Origin of the sequence: Aliivibrio sp. 1S175 (genome assembly GCF_001690985.1) — a bacterium.
In the GTDB taxonomy this organism is placed as follows: domain Bacteria; phylum Pseudomonadota; class Gammaproteobacteria; order Enterobacterales; family Vibrionaceae; genus Aliivibrio.
Window position 1 is genome coordinate 212,093 of the sequence record NZ_MAJS01000035.1, and the last position, 17,310, is coordinate 229,402.

The following is a 17,310-nucleotide window of genomic DNA, read 5'->3' on the forward strand; positions in this document are numbered from 1 at the left end:
TTAGTAAATTTAATTACCATAATTTTACTAAAAGTTACCTAAAACTATTAATTAGAGTAATCTGCAAACATAACTATAGGGATACCATTACTATGTCTGATTCTTTACGAGGGACAATAGGAAAATTTGCTTTACTGTCTATGACCCTCGCCGCGGTCTTTAATGTCCGCAACATTGTGAATAATAATATCGAATTGGGACTGAGTTCTGCGCCCATCTTTTTACTTGCTACCCTTGTTTACTTCATTCCATTCGTATTTATCATCTCTGAATTTGTGTCTGCAAACAAAGATTCAGAATCAGGCATGTACGATTGGCTAAAAAAACCATTAGGCACTAAAGCGGCGTATTTAGGTTCTTTCCTTTATTGGTTCGTAAATCTATTTTGGTTTATCTCTCTATTACCTAACGTTATTGCTTACGCGTCTTATGCAATGCTGGGTTATGAATACAGTTTCTCGCCAATGGTGACTTCTATCATATCGATTGTGTTGTTTGCCGGGGCTACCCATATTTCAACTAAAGGGGCATCTTGGTTAGGTAAAATTTCAGAGTTAGTGGCATACGGTGTGTTCGCATTGTTTGGTATTTACGTCATTGGCGCGCTAATGGCATTGGGTGGGGATCACGTTCCAGCAGAACCAATCACACTAGAAGCAATGACTCCAACCATTAACTGGGCAACACTCGGCATTATGTGTTGGATTTTCCAAGCAGCCGGTGGGGCAGAAACCGCCGCAGCCTACTTGAAAGATGTGAAAGGCGGTCAGAAGACTTTCATTAAAGTAATCATCGCAGCAGGTGTTCTTATAGGCGCTATGTACGCGGTAGGCTCTCTGCTAGTTAACGTGTTTGTGCCTCGTGAATCGTTGACTTACGCAGGTGGTATGGTTGAAATATTTACGGGTATGGCTCAGTACTTCAGTATCTCTGAATCATTAGTTGGTCGCTTTGTTGGTATCGTTCTGTTCATCGCTATGTTTGGCTCGATGATGATGTGGACTGCTGCTCCTGTTAAGATTCACTTCTCTGAAATTCCAAAAGGTGTTTACGGTGAGAAAACAACTGAACTAAATGAACACGGTGTTCCTGTTCGCGCCGCTTGGTGGCAATTTGCTTTCGTTGTTGTAATGTTAATCGTGAATGGCTTTGGTTCTGAATCAGTACAAGAAATGATGAACACCGCTATCAACCTAACTGCTGGTACCGCAATGCTACCGCCGATCTTTATTATGGTTGCTTACTTTGTTTTCCGTCTTAAGTATGACGATACGCCACGAGATTTCCGCATGGGTTCTCGTAAGTTTGGTATGAGTGTGGTGTCTGTTCTTATTGCTATCTTTGTCGTAAGTATGACTGCATCAGCCTTCCCAACCGGTGTTGATTTAGTTAAGGCCTTCTTTATTAACGTGTTTATGACCGCTGTATTCTCTGCCATTGCATGGTGGTGGATCTCTCGCTTTGAAAAGAAACAAGCTAAAAATGCTGAACTAAAAACAGCAACGGTAAAATAGGTAGGAATCAAATTAGCGTTTAGTTTTCGTATCTCCCTAAAATCAAAAGGCACTGATCTCCTCAGTGCCTTTTTTGTGTCTGTTCTTATTTAGCTAATGCCTAAATGCAATCAGTATGAAATGAATATTACACTCGTTTGGCATGGCCTTTTTTATCTATCGTATATGGCAGCCCTGCAAACATCGCAGTGATACCCCACGCAATACAAACACCAAGACACATCATCAATGGCGCATTCCAGCTTCCTGTCATCTCATGCAACAAACCAAAAAAGATAGGCCCTCCTGCCGCAAGAAGATACCCCATACATTGAGCCATCCCTGATAATGCGGCCGCTTGATGTGCATCGTGAGTTCGAATACCAACAAACGACAAACCTAAAATAAAACCACCACCACAACTAAAACCAAACATAATGATCCAAACAACCGCCAGCTCTGGCATCGTTAATAAACCACAGATACCAACAAACGCTAACGTTGACATCAACACACTTAATACTCGTTTGTCTTTTATTTTCGACATTAACGGAATAAGAATTAACGCCGGTACCGCTGTTGAAAGTTGTAAAATCCCATGTAAATACCCCGCTTGATGCTCTGAATACCCATTATCAACCAAGATAGTCGGTAACCAAGCAATGAAGATGTACATAATGAATGAGTTCAACCCTAAGAAAACCGTCACTTGCCATGCCGCCGCTGTTTTCCAGATATAGCTGTGACTGTCAATTTGTGCCGTATCTTTCGTTGGTGCCGTGCGATTACCTAACTGTAATGACCACACTGCAATAGCGATAATGGGAAAGATAATGACCGAACCCAGTGATACAGCCCAATTTGGTATGGCCGTGATACCCAAAGAATCTGCTAAATTTAGCATTGGTATAGCGGAACTTGAACTAATGGTCGACCCAACCCCCATCATTAATACATAGATAGCCGTAAACGTCGTCACTTTCTTTGGAAAATCTCGCTTTAGTAAACTTGGCAGTAATACATTACCAATCGCAATACCGACCCCAATAATACTGGTTCCTAAAAACAGCATCGGAGCCGACCCAGCCGAACGAAGAAGAACACCGACGGTAATCGCGATCAAAGCCACCATTAATGACGATTCTAATCCTATTTTTCGAGCTAATCCTGATGAAATAGGAGAAAAGAAAGCAAAGGCCAACAGAGGAACGGTGGTGATCATTCCGGCTTCTGTTGCCGTTAATCCCAAATCTTGTGAAATGAAATCTAAAATGGGTCCAATTCCCGTAATTGGACCTCGAAGATTACTCGCAATAAGTAAAATACCAACAATCACAAGCCCAGGGTGCGCCAGTTTTTTAATTTTATTTTTATGTGACATATCAATCTCCTCAAATCTAGGCTCTATCATATACCTTACTTTCTCATCCGAATTTATGTATATTGACAATAAATAACGATAAACGGTCAAAGCCATGCCTAACAATTCAATATTTTATAATTTTGATTCTGATGCCTACTCACAAAAAGTCACCGCTCTTCGTATTAATCAAGAAGAAGAAACGGTCTTTCATCAGCATCAAAGAGGTCAATTGGTGATGCCGTTAAGCGGATTTGTCACTTGTACTATTGCCGACGCCATTTGGATGGTACCTGCAAATTGTGCCGTTTGGATACCAAGCCAAGTATTTCACAGCAATCGAATATCATCAGGTTCTGATGTGTGTATGCTTTTTATTGATCCCGACATAAAAGGCATTCCAGAGAAGAGCTGTACCTTGTCTATCTCCCCTTTATTGCGCGAATCGATCATTGCGTTATCATCAACCGATCAACATTATGAAGCCGAAGGGCGAACCGCAAGATTAGTAGAGGTACTGCTCGATGAATTAACCGCCATGCCAGCAGAGCACTTTGATTTCCCTATCCCCTCAGAGCCTCGCTTACATAAAATAGCCAAAGAAATGTACGGTGATCCAAGCAATCGCCTCACTGTTGGTGAATGGGCAAAACGCTTTGCCATGAGTGAAAGAACGCTATCAAGATTAGTAAAACAAGAGTTAGGAATGACCTTTGGCCATTGGCGCAGTCAATTACACATTGTAGTGGCGTTGCAAAAACTCTCTTCTGGAGACGCGGTTCAACGCATTGCTGAAGATTTGGGTTATGAATCGGTCAGTGCGTTTATCTCTTTCTTCAAAAAAACATTAGGCCGCTCACCAAAACAATACATGAAGATTAAGTAAATACTCCTTAATAAGGTCTATGTAAATTAGATCTTTTTAGAAGTAAAACTTTAAGTAAATATAGGTAAAAACAGCCTCATCACCCTCACATTTATGCCGTTTTATTCTTCTTTTTCTTATCTCTCCTCGCTATTCTTTCTTTATTGATAATTCACTCCGTATTTATTTATTACCGAGTAACCCAATCAATTTCTAATAAGAAAAATTTACCCACAACAGTGAGAACCTCTAAACATGAAACCTACTTTTGCAAAGCTGTCTTTACTTTCCACTCTACTTTTAACAGCGAATGTCCATGCCATTGAAACCGACTTTTACGGTGAAATGGGCATTGGTGGTCGCACATTCTTTGATGGTGACGATAAAGGTCGCTACAGTGATGGCACCTATATTGAAGGCGGACTCGCCATTGAAGAAGGCAACTGGTTCGGTCTCATTTACGGTGAGGGTTGGACAGTACAAGCGGATGATGATGGCAATGCATGGGCAACCGGCCATGGTTGGGGTGGATTTGAAGGAGGGATCAACCGCTTTTATGCTGGTTATAGAACTGACGCAGGAACAGAGTTTATTGCTGGTCGCATAGACTCATCTTTGGATGATATTCAATGGTGGGGAGATGCAACACCAGAAAATGGTTATACCCTACCAAATACCCGAGATGTAAATGTAGGAATTAAAATCCGTAATGAGGAAGGAGCCCTTCGTTACAGTGTTTCTGCAGCACCAGAGTCTGATTTTTCTGAAGATGATGCTCTTGTTCACTTCGGTAAATATGATGAATACGCCAATAAATACAGCTATACCGCCTTTGTAAATGGTTATGTTCAGTATGATATTGCCGAAAACTTAACGTTACTTGGTGGTGCTGAATTTACCGATGGCGATGGTGAGATGTACTTAATCGGAGCGGAATATAAAACCTTAGCCGCTCGAGTTTGGCATCATACCGATCAAGGTAATGACATTAGTGAAGGTACAGAAACAGGCATCATGACCAGTGCTTATTATGAAGTGGCTAAGGGAGTTTACCTTTCTGCGGCTTATAACTATGCCAATACTAAGCTTGATACAGCCGAAGATGAAACGACCTCTTACCTCAATGGTGGTGTTTGGTATGAATACGCCGATGGTAAATTTGCTACCGCGATTGATACTAAGTTTTTCATGAATAATGACACGACAGATTCAGCCAACGAAATATTTATCATGCAGTACTATTACTGGTAACGACATCACACTCTTCCTGAACTCAGCTTCATTAAATGAGACTGAGTTCACGGACAATTGTTCTCTTTATCAATAATATCTACCAAGTTAACTTTACTAAATTTTACTAAATGCTTGCTAAATCAATTATAAGAATTTAATTATGAATTTAAAAATTTCTGCACTTGCTGTTGCTACTGCCCTTTTTGCTGTGGGCTGCGCACAAACATCACCTACAGACCTTAACTCTACTGAGCTTAAAGCGGCACAATTTAAAGACGTGATTGATCGCACGGGTTCCCCTGAATATATGCGTGATTACGATTTTGATGATCATCAACGTTTTAACCCATTCTTTGACATGGGCTCTTGGCACGGTCATCTACTACCAGACAACGATGATGGTATGGGTGGTTTCCCAGGAACAGCTCTACTTACCGAAGAATACATTAATTTCATGGCAAACAATTTCGATCGCCTAAGTGTATTTAAAGATGGCAAGAAAGTTGAATTTACTATGGAAGCGTACAGCCTTCCTGGCGCATTAGTGCAAGTATTAAGTTCTGATGACGTAAAAGTAGAAATGACACTGCGCTTTGCCACTAACCGTACTTCGTTAGTCGAAACTAAAATCACAACCAACTCGCCTGTTGAGCTGATTTGGGATGGTGAGCTAATCGAAGGAAATCACGCAAAAGAAGAAAAATCTCAATCAGATAAAACCATTTCTGAAGCATACCCTGATTATGATCGTCAAATTGAAGCAACAGATGATGGCTTAAAAGTCACTTTTGGTGAAGTGCGTGCAACATGGTCGTTATTAACGTCTGGAGCCTCTGAATATCAAGTTCATAAATCAATTCCAACAGCGACTACTGTTGATGGCTTAACATTTACTTCTACCGCTAATATTGAGCAATCCACTACTATTTACACCACTTATTCTCATGTATTAACGGCTGAAGAAAACAAAAAAGAACAAGCGAAAATCAACGATATTCTAGCTAATCCGAATCAATACATGTCGGCAACCGAAAATCGTTGGCAAGAATACCTTGAAAGAGGGTTAAGTAATCCAAACGCAACCCCAGCGCAAGAGCGTGTTGCAGTAAAAGCAATGGAAACCTTAAACGGTAACTGGCGCGGTGCGGCTGGTGCAATGGAGTTTGATTCTGTCACTCCATCGGTCACGGCTCGTTGGTTCTCTGGCAACCAAACATGGCCGTGGGATACATGGAAGCAAGCGTATGCAATGGCACACTTCAACCCTGAAGTAGCAAAAGACAATATTCGCGCGATGTTTGCTTATCAAATTCAAGCCGACGATAAAGTTCGTCCTTGGGATGCGGGTTTTATTCCTGATTTATTAGCCTACAACACAAGCCCTGAGCGTGGCGGTGATGGCGGGAATTGGAACGAACGAAATACTAAGCCAAGCCTTGCCGCATGGGCGGTTATGGAAGTTTACAAAACCACTAATGATAAAGCATGGTTAGAAGAAATGTACCCTAAACTGGTCGCGTATCATGATTGGTGGTTACATAACCGTGATAACAATGGCAATGGCGTACCAGAATACGGAGCTTCACGCGACAAAGCCCACAATACTGACGCGGGCGAGATGCTGTTTACGGTTGAACGTAACGGCAAAACAGAAGAATTGTCTGGCCTAGATAAATACCAAGAGATCATTCAATCTGGTGATTATGACCACATTGAGATCCCCGCACAAACTGCCGCTTCTTGGGAATCAGGTCGTGATGACGCCGCCGCTTTTGGTTTCATAGATAAAGATCAACTGGATGCTTATGTCGCCAATGGCGGAAAACGATCTGATTGGGAAGTGAAATTCGCTCAAAACCGAGATAAAGACGGTACATTACTGGGCTATTCATTGCTGCAAGAATCCGTGGATCAAGCAAGTTACATGTACAGTGATAATCAATACCTCGCGGAAATGGCTGACATAATAGGCCGCAGTGATGAAGCCATTATTTTCCGTGAAAAAGCCGACCACTTAGCAAGCTACATCAATACGTGTATGTTTGATGAAGGTACGGGGTTCTTCTACGACATTCGTATTGAAGATAAACCTCTGGCTAATGGCTGTGCAGGTAAACCAATTGTTGAGCGCGGTAAAGGCCCAGAAGGTTGGTCACCACTCTTCAATAAAGCCGCAACGCAAGCCAATGCTGATGCCGTTGTAAAAGTAATGAAAGACCCTGCAGAGTTCAATACATATGTTCCATTAGGCACTGCGGCATTAACAAGCCCTGCTTTTGGTCCTGATATTTACTGGCGTGGACGCGTGTGGGTTGATCAATTTTACTTTGGTCTAAAAGGCATGGAAAGCTATGGCTATCGTGACGATGCGGTTGAAATGGCAGGCGCTTTCTTTGATCATGCAGATGGCTTGGTTGGCGATGGTCCTATCCGCGAAAACTACAACCCACTAACGGGTGAACAGCAAGGCGCACCAAACTTCTCTTGGAGCTCTGCTCACCTTTACATGCTGTATAACGATTTCTTCACCGCAGAAAAATAATAAACGCTTTACTTAGCACATCTTAAATAACAGACAACAAAAAGGGATATGATTAACGTCATATCCCTTTTTTACTATTTTAATTTGAGATTGTTTTATATCGTTATTACGATTTGGCTTTTTCTTTACAACACTCAGGCATTGAGTGACCAGAAAGTACCAATAAACCAGCAAAAATACCTAAGTTCTTAATGAAATTCTGCATCTCGTGTGCGCCTTCCAATCCTGAATAATTCCAGAAATCATGCAACGACACATTAATAACCAACACTAATCCTGCCAATAATAAGGCGACTATCCACGTAAAACGATTCGTTATTAGTAAAACTGCGGCACCAATTTGGAAAACACCAGCAAGTCCCAGTAAAACAGGCACAAATGGCATATCATGCTTTTCCATCAATTGAATATGCATATCCCACGACACAAATTTCATGATGCCGGGGATTAAAAAGTACAATGCCAGAAGTACACGACCAGCGGTTAACAATAAAGTGTTCACGTTATTTTTCCTTAATCACATCAACTTATTGAATCAATTATAGTGCAATACCATTTACTGACAGTTTCACATCAATATTGCCTTTAACTGCGTTTGAGTATGGGCACACTTGGTGTGCTATTTTCACTAATTCTTGCGCTTCCGTATTTTCTAGATCCAACGTAATAACCAATGCAACCGTGAGTGAAAAACCGTTCGTATCATTTGGACCAATGCCTACTTCAGCGGTTACAGGCGCTTGCGTTAATTTGATTTTCATCTCGCGAGCTACGTGAATAATCGCATTTGAAAAACACGCAGAATAACCCGCCGCAAACAATTGCTCAGGGTTTGTTGCTTCCCCTGTACCGCCCATTTCTTTAGGGTAGCTTAAAGCAAGATCAAGCATGTTGTCGTCTGTCGTTACTTGGCCGTTACGTCCTGCTGATGCTGTTGCTTTTGTTGTATATAGCGTCGTCATAATGATGTCCTTTAAATTAAATACGATAATTAGCCACTTTAATTGCTAGCAATTAGATTGCGCACAATTTATTTTCAATAAGTATAAGTCGATCCGAAGACAAAATACAAGTATATTGTGCGCAATCTATTTTTAATAAGGGTGTGAAATGACGAATTCAACTGAGAAACACAGTAAAAATGAAGTGGAAGCACCTCAATTGTTACTTAAAAACCAAGTATGCTTCTCTCTTTATAGCGCATCGAATGCCATGATCAGAGCGTATCGCCCATTATTAAATGAACTTGACCTTACTTACTCTCAATACCTAACAATGATGGTTATTTGGGAAAAAAGTGGCATTAATGTAAAAGATCTCGGTCATGACCTTCATCTTGATTCCGGTACGCTGACGCCTTTACTGAAACGTTTAGAAGTAAAAGGCTTCATCACAAGAGAGCGAAGTAGCGAAGATGAACGCATTCGATTGGTTTTTCTAACCCAGCAAGGCCATAAATTAAAAGAGCGTGCCTTGTCAGTTCCTAGTGGTATTTTCTGTAAAAGCCAATTAGAAATTGAAGAATTACAGCAATTAAAAGCCACTTGTGAAAAGCTACTGTCTAACTTACAAAACTAACATCAAACGCACAGTATGACGATTCATCGAACTACTGTGTGCTCTCTTCACTCCATTCACTTTCCCTCTCCGCACCACCCCTAGGATAAAAAACAGTATAAATCCACTCACTGAATGTAAAAAAACGTCAGGTTAACCCTTTAAATTGTGACACTCGTCCCAATAACAAAAAGAACAAATGAAAATGATAATTGATCTCATTCTCATTTATATGTAGCATTTACTGTGTTTATTAAATTAACTCATGGATTTGCTGTGCTTATGAACTATTTTACTCTCTTTTATTGGTTATTGATTCTCTCTGCCCCCACTTTTGCTCAAGACGATTTGCAATGGTTAAGAGACGATTCTCGCAGCAACACTCAAGTTATCGACTATTTGAGTAATGAAAATACACAAACAGAAAAATTCAAAGCCACTCTTGAGCCTAAAATCAACGAACTACTGCAAGAATGGCAAGACAATCACCCCATTAAATCTCAGCAACCATGGCATATTATTGGAAATGCAGAATATGCGATCACTCAACATGATGGACAACGCCAACTCCTTTCTCGCTCGTTAAAAACAAAAAAACTGACCGTATTATTTAATATTTCAGAACGCTCGAACTCATTTGATTATTATCATTTAGGTCGCTGGGCACTGAGTAATGATCATAAAACATTGGCCATTAGCGAAGATCTGACCGGATCAGAACAATACCAAATCAGTGTCATCGATTTAAAAACACAAACCATTACCACTCTCATTCATAACGTAGATTCAAGCATTATGTGGTCTCATGATGACCGCTCTTTGTATCTCATTAAACAAGAAGACCTTTCTTCTAGGCCCTTTGAATTAGTTGAATTCACTCTAGCTAATTCAACAATCAAATCTATCGCTAAAGAACAAACAAAAGACTGGTTATTGTCTTTTTACCAAGCCAGCGATCTCGACTACGCTTTGGTTCAATCAAACAATGACAACAGCAGCGAACAGCGAGTACTAAATTTAATCACCGGCCATCTATCCTCTCCGATAAAGCCTCGTGTTGAAGGTATTGAGTACTATGCAGATATCGCCAATAACGCCGTTGTAATTAACAGCAATATTAAAGACCATCATTTTGCCTTGTATTCCGTCCCCCTAACTAAAATGACGGAAATAACCCATTGGAAATCTCTATTTCGCCCATTGCCAGATCATCCGCTGACTAACTTTTACTTATTTTCATCTGGACCAGTCGTCTCAGTCGGAAATGGGGAAAACGCTCAACTGATCTATTTAAATAATACCGGAAAAGTGCGCGACATTGAGCCTTTGACAACATCAGGGCAAGCGGCATGGGTAAGTCGTGTGGGTGACTTTAAAAGTAATACTCTCTATATCCGCAGTATGTCGATGATTCAACCGCCAAAATGGGAAAAGGTAAATAGCTCAACATTAGAACGAACGCTTTATTCACAAGATAATTACCCAACAATAACCCCCTCTCATTACGTGACTGAGCAAATAATCATGACTGATAATGGTGTCGATTTACCAATCACGCTTGCGTACAGAAAAGACAAAATACACAGCGATAGCCCAGTCTTTCTTTATGGTTATGGCGCTTACGGTGTCACGATGAAACCTTACTTTATGCCACAAATCATCAGCTTATTGGATCGCGGGATTATTTACGCCATTGCTCATGTCAGAGGCGGTGGCTATAACGGCGATGCTTGGTATAACGCAGGTCGAGGGCTTAACCGACAACATGCCACCACTGATTTTATTACCGCAGCAAAAACAATGCGCTATTACCACAATGGTCTTCATCCTATTTACGCATTGGGCTCAAGCGCCGGAGGAACATTAGTGGCTTCTGCTATCAACCAACAGCCTGATGCATTTCAAGGGGCCACATTGAATGTCCCTTTTGTTGATGTTGTAAACAGCATGTCAGATCCCACATTACCGCTCACAATGCAGCAATACAGCGAATGGGGAAACCCGACGATCCCTGACGAGCTACGCATTATGAAACAAACCGATCCTTACTTTAATATCATAAAACAGGCTTACCCCCCTCTTCTTGTTCAAGTCGGCTTTCATGATCGCCGAGTTCCTTATTGGGAAGGGGCAAAATACCTAACCAAAATACGAAATAAGAGCACAGGATCTGGCCCTTATTTACTTGAAACCCATTTCAATCAAGGCCATTCCACCGATAGACGAGACGCATTAGCGCAACAAGCGTTTGAATATATTTTCCTTTTATCTCTAACAAATAACTAAAAAACGGAGCTATAAATGAAGCTTTCCCCTGTGACAGCGGCGGTACTGAGTGTACTGACTGCCAACTTCGTGCACGCCAATTCTGAGGTGACACAATTTGAAGAGGTGGTCGTTACCGCCAATAAAATTGAACAACCGCTATCAAAAGTAGCGGGATCTATCGCCGTAATTAAAGGGGATGAGCTAGAAAAAAAAGGCGCAACAGAATTATATGATTCGTTAAATAGTGAACCCGGTGTCAGTGTGACGGGTGGCGCAGGCCGTCCACAAAACATCACCATTCGAGGCATGACAGGTAACCGAATTGTCATTATTAAAGATGGTGTGAAATCGTCTGATGGTTATGGCGCTTCCGACATTAATGACAAAGTGGGTCGTAATTCGTTTGATCTATCTAACGTAAAGTCTATCGAAGTGATAAAAGGAGCAAGTTCGTCTGTTTATGGTTCTGGTGCCATTGGTGGTGTCGTCATTGTTGAAACTAAACAGCCTGGGGATTACTTAAAAAATAACGATTTCTACTCTGATATATCAGGAACTTACTCTGGTATTAGTAACAAATATAAAGGCAGCAGTAATCTGGCTTTTCGATCAGGTGATACAGAAAGTTTATTTACTGTCTCTTACTGGCAAGGGGAAGAAACTCGCAACTACCAAGAAGATTTATACAACCGTAATGTTGACGGGATTAATGGCGCTTACACTCTAAACCACTACATCGGTGAAAGCTTGATGTTAAAAGCCAAACTAGAGTATTACAGCGAAGAAATGATCCGTGAAGAGGGCTCGGCCTCTATTCAAAAAGACGGTATTTGGCGGATTGCCACGTATGATCAAAAAGAACACATTGAAGACATCAGTGCGTACGTTGGTGCCGAATATACCCATTATGATTCATGGTTTGAAAAATTAGACTCAAAGCTGTATTGGCGCAGTACCGAAACCTCCTCGGATATTAACCGCTTAATGTCGCGTGAACGTAATAATATTCAAGAAAAACGCCGAGAATTAAGAGTTCAAAGCTTTACGGATCAATTGATCGGTTTTGATAACGATTTTACATCATCTTCTACGCTGTTTAATCAAGATCATAGCCTTGCTTATGGCGTTAGCATGACGACCAATAGATACGAACGACCAAACAGCAAATCAACCATTGACTGGAATGGCATTAACGTTGGGGGAACACAACCTTTCTCTCCAGCGAGAGCTTACACTTTTGGCGTTTATTTACGCGATATTGTCGAAGTAAATGACTGGATTTTCACTGGAGGACTTCGTTTTGATGCACACCGTTTAACTCCAGATGAATCGAATACCATAGCAGGGTTTGACGTCAAGAAAATGAGCAGCAGTGAGCTGTCCCCTAGCCTTTCTGCTACGTATCAGTTTACCGATAACCTTAATACTTATTTATCTTATAACCACGGGTATCGCGCGCCTTCTTATGACAAAGCCTACGGATATAACAACCATGACTTTGTTCCTCTTACCCCATTCTTAATCATTCCAAATATGGATTTAGAGGCCGAAACCAGTGATTCAATAGAACATGGTATTAAATACGATTCAGGCCGAACTCAAGTTTATGCTGCTGTTTTTTATCAAAAATTCGAAAAGTTCATCGACGTCGTACTCACAGGGTTCGATCCATCAACGGGGAACTATTTAAAGCAATATCAAAATGTGGATGGTGTTGAAACCTACGGCGTTGAATTCACCTTAGCTCATCAAATTACTCAACGTTGGGGAGTGAACACAAAGGCAGGTTACGTTGATGGGAAAAATGGCGATGGAGAATACATCCGTACCATAACCCCATTAGAGGGCAACGTGGGAGTGACTTACGATCTCGAAAAATTGTCAGCTTACAGCACCATCAACTGGGCCACCTCTATGGATCGCGTTCCAGAGTGCGTCACAGCAACAGGTATGCAAACTAAATGTGCGACAACATCAAGTTGGGCAACCGTCGATCTCGGTATCAATTATGCCTTTAGTTCCGATTTTAACCTCAGTGCAAACATCATCAATCTATTAGATAAAGAATACATCCGATATCAAGATGTGGCTGGTGTGATGGATTCTGCAAAAGGGTATTCAACCGAACCTGGCCGTTACTTCACCGTAAATGCTAAGTACGTATTTTAAGGAATGAAAATGAAAAAGTATCTTTCTTGTCTTATTGGATTGTGGTGTTCATCTCATGCTATTGCAGGAGAATGGGATTACCTAGCCAATGCAACGACCGCTTCGCAAGCACAAGAAGCCAAACAATATTTACAACAAGCCTATCCGAACGATGGTGATTATCGTCTACGCTATGAAACTCATTCAATATTAGGAACACATTACAATTTCGATGTGTGGATTGATGGCCAATATCAACCACAAAAAACCATGGTGGTATCAACTAATGAAAATGATCGCATTGTTCGTATATTTAAAAGCTTAAAAAATACCACGCTAAACAGCGGTAAACCCACAACAGCTGCGGAGCTTGAAGCTCCGCGATCACTAAAATCACTGCCACCACCAGAGCTGAGCACTGGTAAGGTTGTTCGCGCCGAATTTTCGGTGTTTGATCCTGATCTAAGAACCATGGATAGAGAGCCAAAACCAACATCACAAATGACAGACATCGCTCAATACCCTAACCCTGCTCACTACGTCATTAAAGACAATGATGTACTGTTATCTAACGGTAAATATTACTTGAGTAACTCTCGAGTAAGAGAAGTGGATGCCCTCGCATTAGTGACACCAACATCCCCTGAAAATCCAAAAGAAATAGAAAGTAACATTGGATTATTGGCCCAAGAAGGCGTGGCTACGTTTTCTTCCCTTGCCGAATTGAAGGCCACACACATAAATGAACCTAACTTTACACAAATCATGGCATTCACTCATCTTGACGCCTCAGTTAGATACATTACCTCATTAGGATTTACGATCTTCGATCGCCCTGTTGATTTTGATGCTAACGCTTTGTCTGCCAATAATTCAAGCTACTATTATGGAGCAAAAGCGCTGTTACTTGGTACTGGAGGCGGATCGCCCGATTCACTTGATGCTGATGTTATTTTACACGAATTAGGCCACGGCATTCATTACCACATTGTTCCTGATTGGGCTTATGGTCACACCGGCGCGATTGGTGAAGGTTTTGGGGATTACTGGGCAGGCAGCTACAGTTACCGCCAACAATTTACGAATGCTAATAGCTCGGGACAAGAGTTTGAAATTGATACCGTATTTAATTGGGATGGCTACTTTGGTGCCAAAAGAAACACTCGTAGCTTATGGAATCAAAAAGCCCGTTACTTTAAACAAGCAGACTACCGTGCTCATGAAAGTGTTGCGGGAGAGCTCGGGGATGAATTATGGTCAACACCTCTCTTTCAATCATTAAAACAAGGGGTTACGCGCTACGAAATTACCGCATTCTCAGAGTTTGATACGATTGTACTTGAATCAATGTATGGGTTAGGACGTGGCTTAAAAATGCATGATCTCACAGAAAGCATGATTTTTGTGGCCAATACTCTGTACCCAAACAAAGAGTACGCTCAGATCCTTACTGATAACTTCACTCATCATGGATTGCTTCTTGCGCCCTTTAAGCAAGAAATAACCAGCCACTATATTTCTCCGAATAAACACATTGAGTTCACGTTATTACCCACTCAACGCCAAGCGATGATCACAGGCGATATTTCCATAAATAATGACAAAGTGAAAGATATCAACAGCGATCTATTTGATTCTTTCAATATCGATATTAAACTCCCTACTGCGCTTCAATGTGGTCAATCGTTTAATACGGAAACAAACTTAAGCTACCAATTTGATCCTTCTTTATTAACTAAAGAATGGACGAAAGACGTGACACTAGTTAATGGAACACCAACGTTTTCGTCAACCTTCCCCTTAATAAACACACGGATCCCAGACGCAACAACTGATAGCTCTGGCCGCCCGATTGTAGGATTACAAACCGTAAACTTTATCGCAGCAGACCGTAATGGGAGTGTGGATGATAACTTTGGAGTCTATCTACATATAGAGCACAGCCATCTTATTGATTTAACAGTGACACTCGTTTCTCCCCGTGGAACACGCGTTACCTTATTAGACCATAAAGATTCTGCCTCACCGTTATTCCGAGATTATTTCACCATCAAACATGACTCGATAATCAGCCCCTTTAAAGGAGAGCCAAGCTGGGGAACCTGGCGTTTAGAAATCGCCGACTTTTCACCTAATGACTCAGGAAAGCTTATCTCATGGGGCGTTGGAAGCATTCAATCTTATCAATGTACAACACCAAAAACGACATCAACCACTGCCGCTAAAGCCTCTTCTGGCGGGAGTTTTTCACTATTCACGTTATTTTTACTGATCCTATTTATGGGCGGTCGTCAGCTGCCGTCTTTTCCTATTTCTTTTACCAACAATAAGAAGACAACACTATGAAATATCAACTTACCCTTTTAGCCACCACTTTGGCACTCGTCGGTTGCGGAGGATCTGATTCTCCAGATACTTCCGTTCCAAGTTATACGGTATCTGGCACTATTGCGACTCAACATATCGCAGCAAACAGCAAAGTTTGTGTCGATACAAATCAGAATTTAATGTGTGATGCGAATGAGCCAAGTACCGTCGCTAACTCAAAAGGTGAATTCTCGATTACTGACACCAATAAAAACATTGTGACATTACCTTTATTGGCAGAGACACAAAGTGTACTCCAAACCGTTAGTTCGCATTCAGCACAATCATCGCAAGCCACGTTAGCAAAAGCCTATATCGTCGCCCCTGGTCTTCAAAAATCAACTGGCAATCAAATTAATGGCATTAGTTCATTAATTGCAGGCCACATGAACAATGGCATGACAACCACAGAAGCAATCACTCTGATTACGGCACAACTGTCAGCAAAAGGGATTTCAATCTCAGGCAACCTTCTCGATAATTTACAAGATCCAGATTTAGCGATTCTAGAACAAAATATTATCACCTTGCTGACACACACTAAAAACCAAAACCGTACCCAGATACTGTCGTTGTTAAGCGCCAATATCATTAATAATCCAATAGATATGGTCACTAGCGTATTAACAGAAGAACAATCTTCAACCTTTATTGCAGAGTTAAATGCGGTTTCATTAAGTGGTAGTCCATTAAATGACACAGGAACCGTTCTCTATTTTACGGACGAAAATAGTGATCATAACGTAGCAACATCACCTGAAAGCTTTCCTGGACAAGATGCCGACTTTGGACTTGATAAAAATGAGCGTAGTGCGACTCAAGGTAATGGGTTTAAGTTTGTAAAATTAAACCAAGACGGCAATAAAATAGACAACTCAGCCTCTCAGTGGTCTTGTGTTCTTGATGAGCGCAGCGGTTTAATTTGGGAAGTAAAATCGGCGGATGAAACTTCGATACAATTTAAGAATCGTCAATTAGCGCTAGAGCAAAATAACGTTGCTCCCTTCTTTAAAGATGAAGATCTTGCGACCTGTAAAACAAAGGGAGATACCGTTTGTACGACTCAAGACTACGCTGAATACATTAACTCTATCCAGCTATGTGGAAAAAGCAATTGGCGCTTACCAAGACTTCATGAGGTGTATAATTTAATTGATTTTGGGGAAGATAAGACGAATGAAGATGGGGATACTTACGGACTAAGTGCCCACTTTTTCCCAAATCAAACAACAGGAAGCACTGACATCGAAGTGGGTGGAATATGGCATCAAACAATGACGTACAGTACCTATTCCCCTTATAACACGGAAGGTGGCATCAATTTCAATTCATTGACTCTTTTAGGTGGAAGTAAAGGCAGTGTCAGTAATATTGAAATATTCACAGAAAATACACCCTTAAAATTTGATGCCGAATACGAAAATGATCCTTCTTACTTATTCCCTGCCCGCTTAGTTTCAGTACAAGGTAATTAATT

12 protein-coding genes are annotated in these 17,310 nt (G+C 41.1%); 9 read left to right on the top strand and 3 right to left on the bottom strand.

Annotated elements, in window-relative coordinates; translation table 11 throughout:
* The first annotated feature begins 92 nt into the window (after positions 1–92).
* Positions 93–1,514 carry an amino acid permease gene (locus tag A6E06_RS12340; RefSeq protein ID WP_065593428.1) on the top strand — a complete coding sequence of 474 codons (1,422 nt, stop codon included), beginning with the start codon at positions 93–95 and terminating at the stop codon, positions 1,512–1,514.
* Between the two features lie 127 nt (positions 1,515–1,641).
* On the opposite strand, the gene A6E06_RS12345 is transcribed toward A6E06_RS12340, so the two are convergent.
* Positions 1,642–2,874, bottom strand: coding sequence for a CynX/NimT family MFS transporter (locus A6E06_RS12345; RefSeq protein WP_065593427.1), 1,233 nt, complete (start codon positions 2,872–2,874; stop codon positions 1,642–1,644).
* Between the two features lie 94 nt (positions 2,875–2,968).
* On the opposite strand from A6E06_RS12345, the gene A6E06_RS12350 reads away from it, so the two are divergent.
* The 3 genes from A6E06_RS12350 (at position 2,969) to ygjK (ending at position 7,493) form a co-directional block, all read left to right on the top strand.
* Positions 2,969–3,739, top strand: coding sequence for a helix-turn-helix domain-containing protein (locus tag A6E06_RS12350; protein WP_176703454.1), 771 nt, complete (start codon positions 2,969–2,971; stop codon positions 3,737–3,739).
* 234 nt (positions 3,740–3,973) lie between these two features.
* Complete coding sequence (ygjJ, locus tag A6E06_RS12355) at positions 3,974–4,969, top strand: protein YgjJ (protein WP_065593426.1); 996 nt, start codon at positions 3,974–3,976, stop codon at positions 4,967–4,969.
* Between the two features lie 142 nt (positions 4,970–5,111).
* A complete protein-coding gene (gene ygjK / locus A6E06_RS12360) occupies positions 5,112–7,493 on the top strand; it encodes an alpha-glucosidase (protein ID WP_065593425.1) in 2,382 nt (793 codons plus the stop codon).
* 106 nt (positions 7,494–7,599) lie between these two features.
* Here the strand turns inward: ygjK and A6E06_RS12365 are convergent, their stop codons facing one another.
* On the bottom strand, positions 7,600–7,995 hold the full coding sequence (locus A6E06_RS12365; protein WP_065593424.1) for a DoxX family protein: 396 nt from the start codon (positions 7,993–7,995) through the stop codon (positions 7,600–7,602).
* Between the two features lie 37 nt (positions 7,996–8,032).
* On the bottom strand, positions 8,033–8,455 hold the full coding sequence (locus A6E06_RS12370) for an organic hydroperoxide resistance protein (protein ID WP_017021830.1): 423 nt from the start codon (positions 8,453–8,455) through the stop codon (positions 8,033–8,035).
* Between the two features lie 148 nt (positions 8,456–8,603).
* On the opposite strand from A6E06_RS12370, the gene A6E06_RS12375 reads away from it, so the two are divergent.
* The 5 genes from A6E06_RS12375 (at position 8,604) to A6E06_RS12395 (ending at position 17,308) form a co-directional block, all read left to right on the top strand.
* A complete protein-coding gene (locus A6E06_RS12375; protein WP_065593423.1) occupies positions 8,604–9,071 on the top strand; it encodes a MarR family winged helix-turn-helix transcriptional regulator in 468 nt (155 codons plus the stop codon).
* 261 nt (positions 9,072–9,332) lie between these two features.
* Positions 9,333–11,336: a prolyl oligopeptidase family serine peptidase gene (locus A6E06_RS12380; RefSeq protein ID WP_065593422.1), complete on the top strand. Its 2,004-nt coding sequence runs from the start codon at positions 9,333–9,335 to the stop codon at positions 11,334–11,336.
* Positions 11,337–11,351: 15 nt separating this feature from the next.
* Complete coding sequence (locus A6E06_RS12385) at positions 11,352–13,487, top strand: TonB-dependent hemoglobin/transferrin/lactoferrin family receptor (protein WP_065593421.1); 2,136 nt, start codon at positions 11,352–11,354, stop codon at positions 13,485–13,487.
* A gap of 9 nt (positions 13,488–13,496) precedes the next feature.
* On the top strand, positions 13,497–15,812 hold the full coding sequence (locus tag A6E06_RS12390; RefSeq protein ID WP_065593420.1) for a proprotein convertase P-domain-containing protein: 2,316 nt from the start codon (positions 13,497–13,499) through the stop codon (positions 15,810–15,812).
* On the top strand, positions 15,809–17,308 hold the full coding sequence (locus tag A6E06_RS12395; protein WP_065593419.1) for a DUF1566 domain-containing protein: 1,500 nt from the start codon (positions 15,809–15,811) through the stop codon (positions 17,306–17,308). The genes A6E06_RS12390 and A6E06_RS12395 overlap by 4 nt, the downstream gene beginning before the upstream one ends.
* The last annotated feature ends 2 nt before the right edge of the window (positions 17,309–17,310 follow it).